Annotated in this window: 16 protein-coding genes; 10 read left to right on the forward strand and 6 right to left on the reverse strand. The window is 50.6% G+C overall.

Features of this window, described 5'->3' with window-relative positions; all coding sequences use genetic code 11:
- Nucleotides 1-4: 4 nt before the first annotated feature.
- A complete protein-coding gene (locus tag ACI0FJ_RS03785; protein WP_424306476.1) occupies nucleotides 5-280 on the reverse strand; it encodes a transposase in 276 nt (91 codons plus the stop codon).
- A 320-nt stretch (nucleotides 281-600) separates the two neighbouring features.
- Between ACI0FJ_RS03785 and ileS the strand changes: the two genes are divergently transcribed.
- The 7 genes from ileS (at nucleotide 601) to ACI0FJ_RS03820 (ending at nucleotide 7,037) form a co-directional block, all read left to right on the forward strand.
- Nucleotides 601-3,408, forward strand: coding sequence for an isoleucine--tRNA ligase (gene ileS / locus ACI0FJ_RS03790; RefSeq protein WP_424299191.1), 2,808 nt, complete (start codon nucleotides 601-603; stop codon nucleotides 3,406-3,408).
- 89 nt (nucleotides 3,409-3,497) lie between these two features.
- Complete coding sequence (lspA, locus tag ACI0FJ_RS03795) at nucleotides 3,498-3,998, forward strand: signal peptidase II (RefSeq protein ID WP_424299194.1); 501 nt, start codon at nucleotides 3,498-3,500, stop codon at nucleotides 3,996-3,998.
- Entirely contained in the window at nucleotides 3,995-4,213 is a 219-nt protein-coding gene (locus ACI0FJ_RS03800) for a PLD nuclease N-terminal domain-containing protein (protein WP_424299197.1), read from the forward strand. Before lspA ends, ACI0FJ_RS03800 begins: the two co-directional genes overlap by 4 nt.
- Nucleotides 4,210-5,094, forward strand: coding sequence for a tol-pal system protein YbgF (gene ybgF / locus ACI0FJ_RS03805; RefSeq protein WP_424299200.1), 885 nt, complete (start codon nucleotides 4,210-4,212; stop codon nucleotides 5,092-5,094). Before ACI0FJ_RS03800 ends, ybgF begins: the two co-directional genes overlap by 4 nt.
- 64 nt (nucleotides 5,095-5,158) lie before the next feature.
- Nucleotides 5,159-5,599, forward strand: coding sequence for an NIL domain-containing protein (locus ACI0FJ_RS03810; RefSeq protein WP_424299202.1), 441 nt, complete (start codon nucleotides 5,159-5,161; stop codon nucleotides 5,597-5,599).
- Nucleotides 5,600-5,613: 14 nt separating this feature from the next.
- Nucleotides 5,614-6,147, forward strand: coding sequence for a PilZ domain-containing protein (locus tag ACI0FJ_RS03815; RefSeq protein WP_424299204.1), 534 nt, complete (start codon nucleotides 5,614-5,616; stop codon nucleotides 6,145-6,147).
- Between the two features lie 149 nt (nucleotides 6,148-6,296).
- Entirely contained in the window at nucleotides 6,297-7,037 is a 741-nt protein-coding gene (locus ACI0FJ_RS03820) for a protein phosphatase CheZ (protein WP_424299207.1), read from the forward strand.
- 101 nt (nucleotides 7,038-7,138) lie between these two features.
- On the opposite strand, the gene mgtE is transcribed toward ACI0FJ_RS03820, so the two are convergent.
- Nucleotides 7,139-8,515, reverse strand: a complete 1,377-nt coding sequence (mgtE, locus tag ACI0FJ_RS03825; protein WP_424299210.1) for a magnesium transporter — start codon at nucleotides 8,513-8,515, stop codon at nucleotides 7,139-7,141.
- Between the two features lie 233 nt (nucleotides 8,516-8,748).
- Between mgtE and nadC the strand changes: the two genes are divergently transcribed.
- Genes nadC through nadB form a run of 3 tightly spaced genes read left to right on the forward strand, consistent with a single transcriptional unit; the run spans nucleotide 8,749 to nucleotide 12,297 of the window.
- A complete protein-coding gene (gene nadC, locus ACI0FJ_RS03830) occupies nucleotides 8,749-9,633 on the forward strand; it encodes a carboxylating nicotinate-nucleotide diphosphorylase (protein WP_424299213.1) in 885 nt (294 codons plus the stop codon).
- Nucleotides 9,634-9,683: 50 nt separating this feature from the next.
- The gene (gene nadA / locus ACI0FJ_RS03835) at nucleotides 9,684-10,715 is read left to right on the forward strand and encodes a quinolinate synthase NadA (protein ID WP_424299216.1); all 1,032 of its coding nucleotides are present in this window, start codon (nucleotides 9,684-9,686) and stop codon (nucleotides 10,713-10,715) included.
- Nucleotide 10,716: 1 nt separating this feature from the next.
- Complete coding sequence (nadB, locus tag ACI0FJ_RS03840) at nucleotides 10,717-12,297, forward strand: L-aspartate oxidase (RefSeq protein ID WP_424299219.1); 1,581 nt, start codon at nucleotides 10,717-10,719, stop codon at nucleotides 12,295-12,297.
- 77 nt (nucleotides 12,298-12,374) lie between these two features.
- Here nadB and secF read toward each other — a convergent pair whose 3' ends face one another.
- The 4 genes from secF to ACI0FJ_RS03860 form a co-directional block, all read right to left on the reverse strand.
- Nucleotides 12,375-13,454: a protein translocase subunit SecF gene (gene secF / locus ACI0FJ_RS03845; protein WP_424299222.1), complete on the reverse strand. Its 1,080-nt coding sequence runs from the start codon at nucleotides 13,452-13,454 to the stop codon at nucleotides 12,375-12,377.
- A 14-nt stretch (nucleotides 13,455-13,468) separates the two neighbouring features.
- On the reverse strand, nucleotides 13,469-15,070 hold the full coding sequence (secD, locus tag ACI0FJ_RS03850) for a protein translocase subunit SecD (RefSeq protein WP_424299224.1): 1,602 nt from the start codon (nucleotides 15,068-15,070) through the stop codon (nucleotides 13,469-13,471).
- A gap of 118 nt (nucleotides 15,071-15,188) precedes the next feature.
- Nucleotides 15,189-15,545, reverse strand: a complete 357-nt coding sequence (gene yajC / locus ACI0FJ_RS03855; RefSeq protein ID WP_424299227.1) for a preprotein translocase subunit YajC — start codon at nucleotides 15,543-15,545, stop codon at nucleotides 15,189-15,191.
- Nucleotides 15,546-15,743: 198 nt separating this feature from the next.
- Nucleotides 15,744-16,355, reverse strand: coding sequence for a thermonuclease family protein (locus ACI0FJ_RS03860; RefSeq protein WP_424299230.1), 612 nt, complete (start codon nucleotides 16,353-16,355; stop codon nucleotides 15,744-15,746).
- Between the last annotated feature and the right edge of the window lie 44 nt (nucleotides 16,356-16,399).

A 16,399-nucleotide genomic window follows, 5' to 3' on the forward strand; every position in this document is an offset into this window, starting at 1 on the left:
TACTTTACAGGGACTCTTTTGCAAAGTACGCCGCTGCCTTTTTTAGAATTTCATTCTCCATGCGCAGGCGGGCATTCTCGTCCCTCAGCTTGGCATAATCGCTGGCAGCTGACGTGCTTTCCTCTCTGGGAGAAAGTTCGCCACTTGCACGATACTTTCTAACCCAATCACGAACTGACCAGCCGCTACAGCCAAGCTGCTGTGCAACCTCAGAAAAGGAATACCCTTGTTCGACAACAAGCTTTGCCGCTGACAACTTGAAATCTTTTGAATATCTCATACGTGCCACTATGCTCTCCTGTTGGAGCGAACAGTAACCTCTCGGTTCGTGTCCGTCATCTATAGGGCACTTCAACTTGTCCAAAATATCCTTGCCTATCCTTCCGGCCTCAAAAAACTCGCCGAAGCTATGCGCGATAGAGACCAATGCTCACTTTTCTCAAAAAGTACACCTATCCCTAAAAAATACCGCCTGAACCATCCCACTTTCCTTTCCCAAGCGCTCAAGAAAAAGACTCCCGACTTGACTTCGCGCAACGGTTGATCCAATTGTATCGTTTTCTATGATAATAAAACAGGCTACGGAGGCTTCCCAGCGCCATGAGCGACTATAAGAAAACCCTGTGTCTTCCCAAGACCAGTTTCCCAATGAAGGCCAACCTCAAACAGAGGGAACCGGAAACCTTGAAAAAATGGGAGGAGATTCACGCTTACGACCGCATGGTTGCTGCCAATGAAGGCAACGAGCGTTACGTCCTGCATGACGGCCCCCCCTATGCCAATGGCCATATTCATATGGGAACGGCCATGAACAAGGTGCTCAAGGATATTATCGTCAAGCACCGCAACATGCAGGGGCTCAAGGCGGAATACGTGCCCGGATGGGACTGCCACGGTCTCCCCATCGAACACAAGGTGAGTCAGGAGCTCAAGGCCAAAGGCAAAGTTGTTCCCGCTCCGGTTGTTCGCAAGATTTGCCGGGACTATGCCAACAAATTTCTGGATATCCAACGCACGGAATTCAAACGCCTGGGTGTAATGGGCGTATGGGATGATCCCTACCGTACCATGAATCCATCCTACGAAGCGGCCACGGCCCGCGAGCTGGGGCGGTTCATGGAAAACGGATCTGTTGTACGCGGCATGAAGCCTATCCACTGGTGCATTGACTGCAAAACCGCTTTGGCTGAAGCGGAGGTCGAATACGACGACCATACCTCCCCTTCCATTTTCGTTCGCTTTCCTCTCGCCGATGAAAAAATCAAAACCGTTTTTGCGGGTGCGAATCCAGAGTCGACCTACATCGCTATCTGGACCACGACCCCTTGGACCATTCCCAGCAACATGGCTGTGGCCGTTCATCCGGACTTTGAATACAGCCTGGTCAAGGTTGGTTCGGATTTTTATATCCTTGCCAGCGAACTTTTAGAATCATGCGCCAAAAGGTTTGGATGGGAAGAATACGAGACTTTAGGCCAAGCCAAAGGTGCCGAACTTGAACACATTGTCGCCAAGCACCCGATCTACGACCGCCCGTCTCCGATCGTATTGGCCGACTACGTCACTTTGGATTCCGGTACCGGCTGCGTGCATACCGCACCTGGCCATGGCCGCGAAGACTACGAAACTGGAATGCGCTACGGGCTGGAGGTCCTTTCCCCGCTCTACGACGATGGCCGTTTTCAGGATAGCGTTGAATTTTTCGCAGGCATGACTGTTTTTGAAGCCAACCCCAAGGTCATTGAAAAACTTCAGGAAGTTGGCAACCTGCTGGCCCAGCAAAAACTCACCCACTCGTACCCACATTGCTGGCGCTGCAAAAAACCCGTTATTTTTCGGGCCACTACCCAATGGTTCATTTCCATGGAAGCGAACGATCTGCGCAAAAAGGCCCTAAAGGCCATTGACAATGAAGTTCGCTGGATTCCTTCCTGGGGACAGGAACGTATCCATAATATGGTTGAAAACCGTCCCGATTGGTGCATTTCCAGGCAAAGGACCTGGGGGGTCCCCATCGTCGCCCTGCTCTGTCGTGAATGCAACCATGCCTACACCGATCCGGAATGGGTGTACTCCATTGTTGAAAAATTCGAGCAGCATGAACACGGCTGCGACTACTGGTTTGAAACTCCGCTGGAAGAAATTGTTCCCAAAGGCTTGGTCTGCCCTAACTGCGGAGCAAATCATTGGGAAAAAGAAGACGACATCCTGGACGTCTGGTTCGATTCGGGCACAAGCTTTGCCGCCGTTGTAGAAAAACGTCCGGAACTTCGTTTCCAGGCCGATCTCTACCTGGAAGGTACGGACCAACACCGTGGCTGGTTCCACAGTTCCCTGCTTGCCAGTGTGGGCACTCGCGGCGTCGCACCATACAAAACGGTACTCACCCATGGCTATGTGGTGGATGGTGATGGCCGCAAGATGTCGAAATCATTAGGCAACGTACTGGCCCCTCAGGAGATCATAGACAAGTACGGTGCAGAAATTCTGCGTATGTGGGTTTCAGCTGTAAATTATCAGGAAGATGTTCGTATTTCGGACGAAATCATGAACCGCCTGGTAGACGCATATCGCCGCATCCGCAACACCTGCCGCTTTCTGCTCGGCAACCTCTCTGACTTCACCCGGGACAAAGCTGTTCCGTTTGATAAAATGCTGCCTTTGGATCGCTATGCGCTGGACCGCATGCGCCGTGCGCATGAAAAGAATCAGGCTGCCTATGAGAACTTCCAGTTTCATCGGGTCTTTCACAGCCTTCAGGACATCTGCGTAAACGATCTCTCGGCTCTTTACCTCGACGTCATCAAGGACCGCCTTTATACAAGCGGTACTGACAGCTTGGAACGGCGGTCAGCTCAGACGGTATTGGCAAAAATTCTCATGCTGTTCCTGGGCGACATGGCCCCGATCTTGAGTTTCACGGCAGAAGAAATTTTCGCCAATCTCCCCGAAGGCCTGAAAACCGAAGGCGAAACTGTCTTTGAGCTGCGTTACCATTTGGATGAAAGCGAAAAGATCGACCAGCAGGAACGCTCCCTCATGGAGGGGTTGCTTGCCATGCGCGAGGAGGTCAACAAGGCCATCGAACCCATGCGTAAAGCTGGCACCATAGGACATTCCCTCGACACGTCCGTCACCCTCTATCTGCCTGAGGAACGCTTGGAAGAAGTGCGTGAAACAGGAGTTGATCTGCGGGAACTCTTCATTGTTTCCCAGTTTGCCCTGTCTGGCGCTCCCGTTCCTGATACCGCTTACAAGAGCGAGGATATTGAAGGCCTCGGCATAGTGGTGAACAAAGCGGAAGGCGAGAAATGCCAACGTTGCTGGGTATACAGCTCGGAACTCGGCACGTTGAAGGACCACCCGGAAATATGCCCTCGTTGCTCCAAAGTTTTGGCGGAGGACTAAAAACAAGTTCTTCGATCCGCCCCACATGAGCGGCACGAACATCCGAAATATCAACGGGGAGGAGGAAACTCCTCCCCGTTTAGGAATTTATGCCAAAACGTTACGTGTACGTACCGACATCTGCCCTGCTTATCATCTTACTCGATCAGGCCAGCAAACTGTGGATACTGGCCAAGTTTCCTTTATGGCAGGTCAAGCCGGTTATTCCCGGCTTTTTCAATTTGGTCCATGTTGCCAATAGAGGGGCGGCTTTCGGCTTTCTCAACAACTCGGACACAAACTGGCAGTTGTATTTGTTTATGGGGTTCACCCTGCTCGCCCTGAGCGTCGTTGCTTATCTTGTCCGCACCACTCCCCCCAATGACCGTCTGCAACTCACGGCTTTGGCCTGCATCACTGGCGGAGCACTGGGTAACTTCATAGATCGAGTGCGTCTTGACTATGTTGTCGATTTCCTGGACTTTTATGTGGGCAAAGTTCATTGGCCTGCTTTCAATGTTGCGGATATTTGCATTTGCGCAGGCGCCGGGCTGCTTTTTCTGGCATTTTTGCGTAATGAAAAAAACAAAGCAAAAGGAACCGAAAAATGAACTTGTCCTTGAGCTCCTCCGATATCGTCACGCTGCTACTGGTTGTCGCCCTGTTTGTCCTGCTCAGCTGGTGGTCCATTCGCGATGCTTACAGCCGTGATTTCGGCTCGGGAAACGAAAAGTTCTTTTGGCTCCAGATTTCAGTGCTGATTCCGTTTATAGGCTGCCTACTTTACCTTTTCATAGGCAGAAAACGGGGGAGAAAAAACACATGAAAATTACACGAATATTCTTGCTGTTGTTTGTGGCCGCATTTGCTCTGCAAGGCTGTGTCGTATCCCAGGAAGACTATCTCGCTCTGCAGCAACAAGTAAGTGACCAGGAGACAACCCAGCGGCAACTCACTCAGCAAGTTGCTCAGCTAAATGAACAGTTGGTCCGCTCAGAAAACGAGCTGAAAAAAAGCATCGAGTCATCCAGTTCGCCCGTGCGTTCAACCCAGGCCAACCTTTGGGCTGAAATCGAACAAATAAAAGTCAGGCTTGCCACTCTGCAAGGTGAATTAGACGCCCTGACCATTAAAGCTGAAAAATCCACTGGATTCGAAGACAACGCCACAGTTGCTCTGCGCGAAATGTCAGGTACCGTGGACGCAATGCGCGTTGCCCTGGAAAGCCAACTGGCTTTGGAAATCACCCCACTTTCCCCGGGAGATACCCAGGTACAGCCCTCGGCGGCCCCTGCCCCTGCCAAAACATCCGAAAAGCAGGTATCCCAACCGGCCGATCCGGCCAAAGCTCTTTATGACCGGGCACTGACTCTTTTTCGTCAGCGGGAATACGGAAAAGCACAGGCCTTATGGGCGGACATGGTCCGCGAATACCCCAAGCATGACTATGTTTCCAATGCCATATTCTGGCAGGGGGAATGTTTTTACCAAATGAAGGATTACGCCAGGGCCGTACTCGCCTACCAGGAAGTAATCGAGAAGTATAAGCACAGCACCAAATACGCATCATCTCTTCTCAAGCAGGGAATTTCCTTTGCCCGTCTGGGCAAGAAAAAAGCAGGGAAGTTGATCCTTGAAGACCTGATCAAAAAATTCCCCAAGTCTTCGGAAGCCAAGCGTGCACAGGCCGTGCTTAAAAATTGGTAACGTGCCTATTTTTTTAGTATAAACTCAGACAATTTTTTGTCGTCGTAATAAGAAGGATATCAACATGAGTGAAGTAGCCAAGAGCTTCAAAAAAATGGTTTATCTGTCGTTTCCCTACGATGTCTCCAAACATCCTGTCGTCTGTGACCTTACCCGCAAGTTCGATTTGGTGTTCAATATCCTCAAGGCGCACATAACTCCGCGTCAGGAAGGCTTCATGACCCTTGAAATCACCGGGACTGAAGACAACTATCTTAAGGGCGTAGAGTATTTGAAATCCCGTGGCATTTCAGTAACGCCGGTATCTCAAAAGGTTGCACGCACCGAAGACGCATGCATCCACTGTGGCGTCTGTACCACGATCTGCCCGACGAACTCCTTACGAGTAGACCCGGCTACCCAACGTGTTGAATTCGATATGGACACGTGTTCCGGCTGTGGAATGTGCGTCAAGGTGTGCCCCGTCAAAGCCATGGAGATAGATCTCGAAAACGGTATCCTATAGCATTCGGAGTAGCCATGTCCGATGAAAAGCGCTCCTTCTCACGGGTAAACACCCATTTCAAGGCAAACGTACGCCCTCTCCGGGGGGCTGCTGCTTTGCCGTCATTCAATGGTTGTCCGGGCTGCTATGCTACGTCTGTGGATATGGAGGCCCTCAAGCAGGCCAATGTCCCCAGTGCGCTGGCAGAGTATTTAGGTGCCATCAACGACAAGCTAGACATGCTCATCAGCATGCTTTCCCGAGACGATATTCTGGAAGACTTTCCCCTCGAAGTTGAAGTCGTGGAAATCAGCGGTTCCGGCATGCGATTCATTTGCCGCGAAGAACTTTCTCTTGATCAGCATGTGGAAATCGTCATGATGCTCAGCCGCATGCCACTCCGTATGGCCGGTGCAATAGGTCGCATAACACGTACTGAAAAATTGGAGAATGGCGAAATCCGCTACGGCCTGGACTTTACCTCCATTCGCGATGCAGATTTGGAAACAGTCGTCCAGTTCGTATTCAAAGAACAACGTGCCCGCATTCGTGAACAAAAATGGAGTTGACCTTCCAGGTATTGGATTTGACGCATTTTTGTGATGAGATATGATTTTTTTCTAGTGTAAATTCTATGAAGCTTGTCTAAAGACATCTCCCTTGTTAACAAGAGAACTTAGACTAGAATTTTTTTCAGGCCTTTAAGAAAGGGGATCGGATGACTTCCAACGATGATATGGTAACCCAACTACTGGATAAGGTTTCGGATCGAGTGGTGTCCGATCTCCGGGAATCGATAGCCCGTACTGTTGAAACAGAAATACAACGCAATATTTCCCGGGCCCTTGTTGAAGGCGAATTTTTCCGAAATATCAACTCCGACCTCCAAAACGGGTTGAAAAACATCTATCAGGAAATATCCAACGCCAAGAGCCCGGATAACAGAAGCGCTGTGGACATTTCTCAGGAAGAAACAGGAGAATTGTTCACCGAGGCATCCGACCAGCTCGACCAGATTCTCCAGACCACGGAGAAGGCTACCGTGGACATCATGGAAATTGTCGAAAAGCACATGGAGCTACAGATGAACGCCTCCACAACACTCCAGGAGTTGCATGCTGGAAACGACGTAACTCCTGAAGCCATCGACCAGCTGATAGATTCCAACAACGCTCTGAACCTGGATCTGATGCAGATTATGACGACCCTGAGTTTTCAGGATCTTACAGGCCAGCGAATCAAAAAAATCATCGAAGCATTGAAAAAAGTAGAAAAAATTACTTTTGATCTGTTCATGTCCACGGGACTCAAGATCAAGGCCAAGGAAAAAAATCCCGACAAGGACCTTTCCCAGCTCGAGAAAGAAACCGAGATGGCGGTTTCCGAACTCAAGGGGCCACAGTCAAACTCGCAGCAAGCAGACGTCGACGATCTTTTGGCCCAGTTGGGAATGGACTAGCCCCAATTGCAGATATCGTCTTCTCCTACTGAATAAAAAAGAGCCGCATGAAGTCTTCATACGGTTCTTTTTTATTCAGCTTTTCTAAATCGTTAGCAGCGTTATCCACCCAATAAATACAAGTTGGCCAGTCCCAACAGACAGAAGAAACCAAAGCTGTCCGTCAAGGTTGTCAGAAATATACTGGACGCCTGGGCCGGGTCTTTTCCCAGTTCCTTAAGAACAAGAGGAATGGACGCGCCTGCCAACGATCCTAAAATCATATCAATATACAGAGCGGATGCCATAACCGCCGCCAGACCAACCTGCCTTGTAAGAATAAATACAGCGGCAAATGCCAGCAGGGAAATGAGAATTCCATTGGCAAGACCGATCTTTATCTCTCGAAGCACCGCCATCCAGGACCGTTTGCGGTCAAACGTATCCATGGCCAGCTGGCGTATCATAACGGCCAAAGCCTGCTGCCCCGTATTCCCGGCCTGGTTGGCCACCATGGGCATCAGAACGGCAAGTATAGCCATTTCCGTTATACTGCCTTCAAACATATGTACGACCCAGGCAGAGATGGCTGAATTGAGCATATTTACAATCAGCCAGGGGAGACGCTTGGAAATGGAATACGTCCATGGCGAATCAACCGTTTCGTCAGAACCGGCACCAACCATTTTCTGCATATCTTCCGTGGCTTCTTCATGGATGATGTCCATAACGTCATCGTGCGTCACGACACCGATAAGCCTTTCCTCATAGTCCACCACTGGAACGGCAAGAAAGTTGTACCGTCTGATGAGGTGTGCGACTTCTTCACGGTCCACATCAAATGTGGCAGCAACCAACGTCTGATTCTTGATGAGAGCGCCGAGCATGGTCCCCGGCTTACTGAGCAAAAGGTCCCGCATGGACAAAACGCCTAGGAGATGATCCTCACCATCAACAATATAGGCGTAATAGGGAATTTCTTTATCCCTGATTTCCTCACGGATAAGATGGATGGCCTGATCAACAGTCAGTCGTTCGTTCATGACCACGATTTCCGTGTTCATGACGCCGCCCGCGGTATCCGGGTCAAACCTTAAAAGCTGTTCAATTTCAGCCGCATCTTCATCATTAACGCGACGCAAAAGGGCCTGAGCGAACTCCTCCCCCATTTCTTCAAGGATATCAGCCGCATCGTCCGGCGACATATCCTCAATAAGCTGGGCGGCTTTGTCTGGCTTCAGCTGCTGAAGCAGTTCGACACGGTCATGCTTTTCCATCTCGGCGATGGACTCGGCTGCCTCTTTGGGCTCGAGAGAACGAATAAGATCGACCTGCCCCTCAAACGGCAGACTCTCCAACTGATCCGCTGTATCAGCAGGATGCAACTCTTCGATCGAGTGCTCGGCAGACTGATCTTGCAGATCACTCTGCAAGGAGGGCCGGGAGATGTCTTCAGGATGTTCCGCCACAATACTATCCTTATGCTTGGCGAGCCTCATTTTTAGCCATGGGGATCGATTTATTCTTTTTACTCATTGCGGCTGGTTGGTAGCGTAATTACCCGTCCACGTCAAAGGATTGGCACCAACGTCTGCCCTTCTTCCAGCCCACCCCCTTGACGAAAATTAATGCATTGCATAGTTCGAAGGAGGTTTACTATAGCTGAAAGGTGAATTCTTTCTGTCAACTTTCATGTTTTCTTTCCGCAAACTTGTAGCATTCTATCCACCCTATGTCACAAGACCATTTCGATACATTTTTCATTGGAGCTCGCAAGGGAAGCCTGCTTAAATCAATAAGGGCTGCCCTTGCCGAAGACGGTCCTGACCTGACCAGCATTCCGCTGTTTCGCCAGGACATGCCCATGCGTGCCCAAATTGTAGCCAAGCAGCAGGGAGTCGTAGCCGGGCTTCCCCTTCTCCCGCTTATTCTGCACGAATGCTCACCGAGCGGTGAATGGACCGTGGAATTCGAGCTGGAAGACGGCCAGGAAGTAGCTCCTGGAACTCAGGTTGCTCTGCTTTGTGGCTGTCCTTACGTTCTACTGAAAGCAGAACGTATTATCCTAAACTTTCTTTGCCATCTTTCCGGAATTGCTACGCTGACGTCACAATATGCGAAAGCACTCAAGGGTTCACGGACAAGGCTCTTGGACACCCGTAAAACCTTGCCGGGCCTTCGCTATCTGGAAAAATACGCCGTGCAAATGGGCGGAGGTTTCAACCATCGTATCGATCTGAGAGAAATGCTGATGCTCAAGGACACGCATATCGACCAAGCAGGGTCCATAACCAAAGCAGTGGAAGCCTTGCGCAACGCCTACTCGCCCTGTCCTCCTCTGGAAGTGGAATGTCGCTCCCATGAAGAAATCCAAGAAGCTGTAGCTACTGGTGCGGATAGGATAATGCTGGACAATTTTTCTCCTTCCGAATTACGTGCAGCACTCGATATGATCCCCAAGGAAATTGAAACTGAAGTCAGTGGAGGCGTAAATCTCGACACTATTGGCCTTATCGGTAAAATTGGTCCTGATTTCGTTTCCGTGGGTCGCATTACCCATTCTGCCCCAAGCTGTGATTTCAGTATGCGTACACTACCCTGCCCTGCTTGCGGCTAACTCTCACTTTGCCGGGCTATTTGCATAGCTTCAAAACAAGGACTCCCTTCATGCAGCGAATCTCCCAAACTATCGATGGCCTGCGCCAAAAACACGGTGACAGTCTCCTTATCCTTGCCCATCATTATCAGGAAGATTCCGTCGTGGCTCACGCGGACATGACCGGCGACTCCCTTGAACTTGCCCGCCAAATCCCTTTGGCTGAAAATGTTCAGAATATAGTTTTCTGTGGGGTACACTTTATGGCAGAGTCCGCAGCCATCCTTGCCACCCCGGAACAACGAGTCTTTCTTCCTGAAGCAAGTGCCGGGTGCGTCATGTCCAATATGGCCCCCGCCTCGTTAGTGGAAACGATGCTTACCAGACTCAACAGTGGCAAACGCCGGGTTATCCCTCTGGCCTATGTCAACTCATCCGCCGCAGTGAAAGGCGTGTGTGGAAAATTCAGAGGGTCGGTATGCACATCGGCAAACTCTTCCACAATGTTGAGCTGGGCTCTGGACCGGGGAGATGCCGTTCTCTTTCTGCCTGACCAAAACCTTGGGCTAAATACTGCAAATATTCTTGGTATCCCGCAGAATGAACGGTTACGCCTCAATGTCAGACAAAAAGGAGCACTCGTCGATGTACAGGCTGCCGAACAGGCCAAGCTTATCCTGTGGCCCGGCTGCTGTGCGGTACATCATCTTTTCAAATGTGCTCACATTAATCAGATGCGGAAAGAACACCCGGACGCTCAAATAATTGTTCACCCAGAATGTACGCCCGACGTTGTAGAAAAGGCCGATGCCGCCGGCTCCACTTCAGCTATCATCAAATTTGTGGAAAAGGCTCCCATGGGATCAACCATTATCGTCGGGACGGAAATCAGCCTCGTGGATAGATTGACGGAACGATACGCCCCAGACAAAAAAATTCTTCCCTTGGCACGGTGTCAGTGTTCAAATATGGCCAAGACAACGGAAGAAAAACTTCTCCAAACTCTCAACGCTTTGCAGGCAGGACGAGACATCTCTGTGAAAGACACCGTCCGCACCCCTGCCCGTCTGGCCCTGCAACGCATGCTGGACGCGTGTAACTAACATGACATCTTTACGTCTCACAACAAGGGTTCTTGTCATCGGATCTGGCATTGCGGGGGCAACATGTGCCCTGCAACTTGCTGAAGCAGGCAACGAAGTCACTCTTCTGACCGCAGCAGAGTGTCTCACGCATAACAACTCGTCGCTGGCCCAAGGGGGCATCATCTACACGGCAGGGCCCGGAGACGAAAAGCAGCTGATAAATGACATCCTGACTGCAGGCTGGCGGCAAAACTACAAAAAAGCAGTCCGGCTTATCGCCCAGCAAGGCCCACAAGTAGTCAAAGATATCCTTATTTCCAAGATTGGTGTTCCCTTTCACAAAAACCCCGACGGTTCTTGGAACATGACCCGGGAAGGCGGACACAGCCAAAAACGCATTCTGCATTGCGCGGACTTCACCGGGCGGGCTATCATGGAAGGTTTGGCAAAAGCAGTTGAAAACAGCCCCAACATCCGTATCCTTTACAACCGCACTGCTATCGACCTTATTACCACACATCATAAATCCACTGATCTGGATCTCATATACAATCTGGTAAACCAATGCGTTGGCGCTTATGTTTACAATGATACAAATCACAGCGTCGAAACGATCTTGGCTGATTACACGGTGATGGCCTCAGGTGGTGCCGGTCAGATATATTTGCACACGACCAATACGAAGGACAGTATTGGATCGGGATTAGCCATGGGGGGACGTGCTGGAGCCGTTACAAGAAATGCCGAATTTGTGCAGTTCCATCCCACTGTCTTTTACCACAAATCCAAACAAAGTTTTCTCATCTCCGAAGCTGTACGAGGTGAAGGGGCCAAGCTGGTCAATGCAGCGGGCGAGGCTTTTATGCCACGCTACGACTCCCGAGCCGATCTTGCCCCACGCGATATAGTCACCCGGGCCATTCAAGAAGAGATGCTCCATACAGGTGAGCCGTGCGTATTTCTGGATGCGGCAAATTACGTCAAACAAGACATTGCAGAGCGTTTCCCCACCATCTTTAACCACTGCCTCCAACTCGGCTTGGATATCCGTAAAAACCCCATTCCTGTGGTCCCAGCAGCCCATTACTTCTGCGGCGGTCTGCTTACTGACATGAAAGGACACACATCTTTAGAACGCCTGTATGCCGTTGGAGAATGTGCATGCACCGGCGTACACGGAGCCAACAGGCTGGCCAGCACATCTCTGCTGGAGGGGGTGCTCTGGGGGTATAACGCCGCTGAAGACATTGCTTCCAAAAAAGCACGCAGCGTCCTCAGCAGGAAAATTTTGAACTCGATCCCAGACTGGGAATCGCCCGGAGACAACAATAACGAGGACCCGGCACTTATTGCACAGGATTGGGCGGCAATCCGACACACCATGTGGAACTATGTCGGAATTACGCGTAGCTCTGTTCGCCTCAAGCGCGCCCTGTCCGACCTGCGAAATCAGTACAAACACTTGCAGCAGCTTTACAGCGAAACCCGCATATCCAAACAACTCGTAGACCTCTTTCATGGGTCTCAGGCGGCTTATGTCATCACCATGGCTGCCATGCGTAACCGCAACAGCCAAGGATGCCACTACCGCATCAGCTAAGCCCATGTTTGCGGTAAAAAAAATCCCCCGCCGGAAAATTCCGACGGGGGATTTTTTTTACCATTGTAATCAGCAGATCAGGCGTGCTGCTTTTCTCCGGCATCCTCACTTTCCTCAACAGGACTGGGACCAAAACCCAACAGAATGGGGCTAGCCACAAAAATCGAGGAGTAGGTACCCACAATGATACCGATGAGCAATGCCAGGGCAAAATCATGAATCACACCACCGCCCAGCAAATACAGACACAGAACCACAAGGAGAGTTGTTCCCGAGGTCAGCAGGGTGCGGCTGAGGGTTTGGTTGATGGATATGTTGATAGCCTTGGGAAAGGACTTGGAAACCTTGATTCTGATATTCTCACGGATACGGTCAAAAACGATAATGGTGTCGTTAAGTGAATAGCCAATGATTGTCAGAAGCGCGGCAATGATGGTCAGGTCGAACTCCTTGTTCAACAAAGAAAATATTCCAACCGTTATGAGCACATCATGTACAAGAGCCACGACTGCGCCCAAGGCGAAGTTCAACTTGAGGTACCAACAAAGCCCTAGTGTGATGACCATGGCAGCCAGGATCATCCACTCCATTGGAACGCCTATCAACTTCAGGACGTAGATACCAGCAGCCAATCCGGCAGCCATTATTGCTGCGGCAAACCACCGTTGCTCAAACCTGCCGGAGATATAAATAGCAATCAGCAGGACAGCGTAGAACATGGCTTCCAACGCTTTGGAACGAAGGTCCGCCCCAACTTTTGGGCCGACCATTTCCAGTCGCTGGAGTTCAAATCCACTATCCGGCAAGTTGGTCTTGAAGCTATCGGCAATTTCCTGCCGTACCATGTTGGACGGAACATCCGACTGGGATATACGGATAAGGTACTCATTGTCGGATTCCAAACCGAACTGCTGGACAACCGCCCCCGGAAGATTGGTTTTCTCCAAGGCGTTTTTCAAACCATCCAGTTCGGTGTGCTTGTCAAATTTGACCTGCACGATGATACCACCGGCAAAGTCGATGCCATAACTAGGTCCACCCTTGATGATCAAGGAACACAGACCAATGAGAATGACGGCCAGGGAGACGATATACGCAACTTTGCGTGAACCAATGAAATTAATATTGGTGTCGGGCTTTATAATTTGCAGTCCCATGTTACGCCACTCCCTTAAACGCTCAGCTTTTGCAGTTGCGGGCGACTGTTGGTGTAGATGTCAAACAGCACCCTGGATACGAAGATGGCCGTGAACATGGAAGCGATAATGCCGAGAGAAAGAGTCACGGCAAAGCCGCGTATCGGTCCCGTGCCGAATTCGTACAGAATAATAGCCGCGATAACAGTAGTTACGTTGGCGTCAAGAATGGTCAGGGTAGCCCTGGCATAACCTTCGTCAATCGCAGCACGCGGAGTTAGGCCTTTGCGGATTTCTTCGCGTATTCGTTCAAAAATGATGACGTTTGCATCAACGGCCATGCCGATGGTCAAAATAATACCTGCTATGCCCGGAAGAGTCAGCGTGGCTCCGAATGCGGCCAGCCCTGCCATGATCAGGACGATGTTCAAGGCGAGGACGACGTCGGCAATCAATCCGGAGAAGCCGTAATAGACAACCATAAACAAGAGAACCATACAGGTGCCGATAATGGCAGCATTCACGCCCTGATCGATGGATTCCTGTCCAAGGGAGGGGCCGACTGTCCGTTGTTCGAGAACCTTGACCGGAGCAGGCAAAGCACCTGCACGCAGAACAATGGCCAAATCGTGAGCCTGGTCCGTGGTGAACTGGCCGGAAATGGAAGCCCGTCCGCCAGCGATACGTTCCTGAATAACTGGTGCGGAATACACATGGCCGTCAAGCACGATAGCCATACGCTTCTTCACGTTCTCAGCAGTAATGCGCTCGAAAAGCCGTGCACCGCTGTTGTTGAACGTCATACTGACGTAAGGTTGGTTCCATGAGTCGAACTGGGTTTTCGCGTCAGTAATATACTCGCCGGTAAGGACAGCGTTTTTGTCCACAACCAGAGGACGGTCCATATATGTGCCGTCCGGATTCTGGGTACGCATGGTCATAAGAACGCGGTCCGGAGGCAGGATGCCCTTGGCTGCCCGCTCAAGATCTGCATTGTCATCAACAATACGGAATTCCAGGTGGGCGGTTTTGCCGATGATTTTGATAGCCCGTTCCGGGTCCTGCAGGCCAGGCAGCTGCACCTGAATGCGGCCTCCCTGCTGCTTGCGGATGTCAGGCTCGGCCACACCAAACTCATCGATACGGTTACGTATGGTTTTGACCGCCTGGTCCACTGTAAGCTGGATAATATGCTTGTGGTACTCGGGAGTCATCTGAGCAATGTAGTCGACCTTTCCATCATCCGAAGGCTTGACCGCCTGAACGGCCAGCGAGGAAAAATTCTTCGACAAAAATGCGTCGAAATCGCTCTGCTGATCCTTGCGCAACAGTGTGAATTCCAAACGTTCACCAGAAAGCACATGCGGCTTCAGCACCATAATTTTTTTGTCACGGGCAAAAGAACGAATATCATGTCCGATCTGAGCCAGAGAGTTGTCAATGGCCTTATTTACATCAACTTCAAGGGTAAGGTGTATCCCCCCCTTCAGGTCCAGGCCGAGATTGATACGATCGTCAGGCAGGATTGCTCCCAAACCGGACTGGCTCACTCCCGGAATGGACGGCAGCATATATGCCAATCCAAGCAGGGTCGCGATGAGAACGCCCGCTATCCGAAGCCCCAAAGTGCCTTTCATTTCCTCTCCTTAAACACGTTGCACGAGGAATCAATAAAATTGCAAGAAGCAAGCACAAACAGCAAATACGGCCAACAGGAAAGCCTCCCCATTGGCCGTGCAGAAAATGCGAGCGCCCCTAGTTTTTGTCGTTCTTGGCGGGCTGCTTCGTCTCAGCCGGATTTCCCGAGCCAGAGATAAAACTGCGATTCACCTTGACCGTCAGATTCTCGGAGAGTTCAACTTCCAGCACGTCGCCCTCGACGGAGGTGATGCGGCCGTACATTCCGCCGCCGGTCAGGACATAATCGCCCTTTTTAAGGTTTTGCAGAAATTCACGATGCTTTTTCTGCTTCTTCTGCTGAGGACGAATCAACAAAAAGTAAAAAATCGCGAACATCAGAATCAGAGGCAGAAAAGACATAATGGGGTTGCCTCCACCCTCTCCACCTGTTGGGGCCTGCCCCATTGCGTGAGCAATACTTTCAAACATCATGGAATCTCCTCATTGGGGTCGTTCAAATCGACCTTCTATAATCCAGTTAATGCAGATAGGCAAGCCAACCACAGGTGCCCATCCTCTTCAAGACCTAAGAAATCAATACCAAAAAGCAATCTATCACCAGAAAAGGGAAAGTCGAAACAAGTCATGCAGGCAGCGCGTGGGAAAAGTCTTTTTCTTCCAGTCGGCGTGTTAATCGTCAGGCCAAAAACCACACTGACGATACGGTGCGTATCCAGCCACAAATGCATCCCGGACAGATTCAAAAAAGACGCGGTTTCTTTGGGAGACATGGCGCAAAGCGGCACAACGCGTCTGCCCGAATCTCTTGGATCTGACGTTTCCGATCACTCCTTTTGCGACATGCGAAAGGGCCAAAATTTCCGGCCAAAATCCGGCATTGTCTCTTATCGCCCGACGTTGATGTTGCAAAAGCCTCTCCTGGAGCTGCTCCGGCTGGTCTGAATAAAATAAGCAAAAAGCCAGCCCGTTCGCCAAAAGGATATCTTGGACCAAACGGCCGTCAGTCAAATAAACCAATGCCAGGACTCGCCCAAAACGATCCTTTTTATTTCCCACCGGTTTGATGATGACATTCTTCTTAAGCACCAATCCACGCAAAGCATCATAAGCATTCTCAGCGTAATATTGATTCGCCATCCCCTTGTGCCCAAACTCCGGAGCATCAATTCCGGCCAAACGGACCACATCTCCATTTGTCAATCGCAAGGTATCGCCGTCATAGACATATCCGACCGTCTGCGGCTTTCCACCCAACGCCAAAACGGTAGCAGGCTGCAGCAAACAACCGCACAGAACAAATATAAACAAAAGGGGCCCGAAGGCCC

The organism is Desulfovibrio sp. 7SRBS1 (genome assembly GCF_049723905.1).
Classification (GTDB): domain Bacteria; phylum Desulfobacterota; class Desulfovibrionia; order Desulfovibrionales; family Desulfovibrionaceae.

What these genes read in the sequence shown, in the direction of transcription:
- ACI0FJ_RS03785 (WP_424306476.1), bottom strand. Translation starts at nt 280, where the DNA reads ATGAGATATTCAAAAGATTTCAAGTTGTCAGCGGCAAAGCTTGTTGTC.
- ileS (WP_424299191.1), top strand. Translation starts at nt 601, where the DNA reads ATGAGCGACTATAAGAAAACCCTGTGTCTTCCCAAGACCAGTTTCCCA.
- lspA (WP_424299194.1), top strand. Translation starts at nt 3,498, where the DNA reads ATGCCAAAACGTTACGTGTACGTACCGACATCTGCCCTGCTTATCATC.
- ACI0FJ_RS03800 (WP_424299197.1), top strand. Translation starts at nt 3,995, where the DNA reads ATGAACTTGTCCTTGAGCTCCTCCGATATCGTCACGCTGCTACTGGTT.
- ybgF (WP_424299200.1), top strand. Translation starts at nt 4,210, where the DNA reads ATGAAAATTACACGAATATTCTTGCTGTTGTTTGTGGCCGCATTTGCT.
- ACI0FJ_RS03810 (WP_424299202.1), top strand. Translation starts at nt 5,159, where the DNA reads ATGAGTGAAGTAGCCAAGAGCTTCAAAAAAATGGTTTATCTGTCGTTT.
- ACI0FJ_RS03815 (WP_424299204.1), top strand. Translation starts at nt 5,614, where the DNA reads ATGTCCGATGAAAAGCGCTCCTTCTCACGGGTAAACACCCATTTCAAG.
- ACI0FJ_RS03820 (WP_424299207.1), top strand. Translation starts at nt 6,297, where the DNA reads ATGACTTCCAACGATGATATGGTAACCCAACTACTGGATAAGGTTTCG.
- mgtE (WP_424299210.1), bottom strand. Translation starts at nt 8,515, where the DNA reads ATGAGGCTCGCCAAGCATAAGGATAGTATTGTGGCGGAACATCCTGAA.
- nadC (WP_424299213.1), top strand. Translation starts at nt 8,749, where the DNA reads ATGTCACAAGACCATTTCGATACATTTTTCATTGGAGCTCGCAAGGGA.
- nadA (WP_424299216.1), top strand. Translation starts at nt 9,684, where the DNA reads ATGCAGCGAATCTCCCAAACTATCGATGGCCTGCGCCAAAAACACGGT.
- nadB (WP_424299219.1), top strand. Translation starts at nt 10,717, where the DNA reads ATGACATCTTTACGTCTCACAACAAGGGTTCTTGTCATCGGATCTGGC.
- secF (WP_424299222.1), bottom strand. Translation starts at nt 13,454, where the DNA reads ATGGGACTGCAAATTATAAAGCCCGACACCAATATTAATTTCATTGGT.
- secD (WP_424299224.1), bottom strand. Translation starts at nt 15,070, where the DNA reads ATGAAAGGCACTTTGGGGCTTCGGATAGCGGGCGTTCTCATCGCGACC.
- yajC (WP_424299227.1), bottom strand. Translation starts at nt 15,545, where the DNA reads ATGATGTTTGAAAGTATTGCTCACGCAATGGGGCAGGCCCCAACAGGT.